The following is a 1,197-nucleotide window of genomic DNA, read 5'->3' as shown; positions in this document are numbered from 1 at the left end:
TCGTCGAGGGCATGCAGTTCGACCGTGGCTATCTCTCGCCCTATTTCGTCACCAATGCCGAGAAGATGCGCGCGGAGCTGGAGGACCCTTACGTTCTCATCCATGAGAAGAAGCTCGGCAATTTGCAGGCGTTGCTGCCGATCCTCGAAGCTGTGGTGCAAAGCGGTAAGCCGCTGCTGATCATCTCGGAAGACGTCGAAGGCGAGGCGCTGGCGACGCTGGTCGTCAACAAGCTGCGCGGCGGCCTCAAGGTCGCAGCCGTCAAGGCGCCAGGCTTCGGTGACCGGCGCAAGGCGATGCTGGAAGACATTGCCGTGCTCACCGCCGGCCAGATGATTTCCGAGGATCTCGGCATCAAACTCGAAAACATCACCATCGACATGCTAGGCCGCGCCAAGCGCGTGCTGATCGAGAAGGACACGACGACGATCATCGACGGCGCCGGCGAGAAGGCCACGATCCAGGCGCGTGTCCAGCAGATCAAGTTGCAGATCGAGGAAACGACCTCGGATTACGACAAGGAGAAACTCCAGGAGCGGCTGGCGAAGCTGGCTGGCGGCGTTGCTGTCATTCGCGTCGGCGGCGCGACCGAGACGGAAGTCAAGGAAAAGAAGGACCGCATCGATGATGCGCTGAACGCCACTCGTGCAGCCGTGGAAGAAGGCATCGTTGCCGGCGGCGGTGTTGCGCTTTTGCGCGCCAAGGCAGCTTTGACTGAGCTTACTGGCGCGAATGCTGACATGACGGCAGGTATTTCGATTGTGCTGAGAGCACTTGAAGCGCCGATCCGCCAGATCGCCGAGAATTCCGGCGTTGAAGGTTCGATCGTCGTCGGCAAGCTCTCCGACAGCAAGGATCACAATCAGGGCTTCGACGCCCAGAACGAAGTCTATGTCGACATGATCAAGGCCGGTATCGTCGACCCCGCCAAGGTCGTTCGGACGGCCCTGCAGGATGCCGGCTCGATTGCCGCGCTCCTGATCACCGCTGAAGCAATGATCGCGGACATTCCGCAGAAGGTTTCGCCCGCTATGGGTGGCGCAGGAGGTATGGGCGGCATGGGCGGAATGGACTACTGAGCGGCGCCTGAGACTATAGCCAGGACGACGGAAGGCCAGCGACGCGGGCACATGCGAGCCGATATCTCGGCGATCATCGGTTCGCTCGACATCGTGTTCGGGGAGATCGATCGATAGG

At 60.8% G+C, this 1,197-nt stretch carries 1 protein-coding gene and 1 pseudogene; both read left to right on the top strand.

Annotation, left to right across the window (positions count from 1 at the left end; translation table 11 throughout):
• On the top strand, nucleotides 1-1,079 hold a 1,079-nt coding region (gene groEL, locus BQ8482_RS22365), incomplete at its 5' end, for a chaperonin GroEL (protein ID WP_244602932.1).
• A gap of 42 nt (nucleotides 1,080-1,121) precedes the next feature.
• Nucleotides 1,122-1,196: pseudogene (locus BQ8482_RS40655) on the top strand (NADH-quinone oxidoreductase subunit D-related protein); the annotation flags it as partial.
• Between the last annotated feature and the right edge of the window lies 1 nt (nucleotide 1,197).

Origin of the sequence: Mesorhizobium delmotii, assembly GCF_900149755.1 — a bacterium.
Taxonomy (GTDB): domain Bacteria; phylum Pseudomonadota; class Alphaproteobacteria; order Rhizobiales; family Rhizobiaceae; genus Mesorhizobium; species Mesorhizobium delmotii.
The sequence above is the reverse complement of the archived record's forward strand: the minus strand, read 5'-3'. Positions and strand labels throughout refer to the sequence as shown.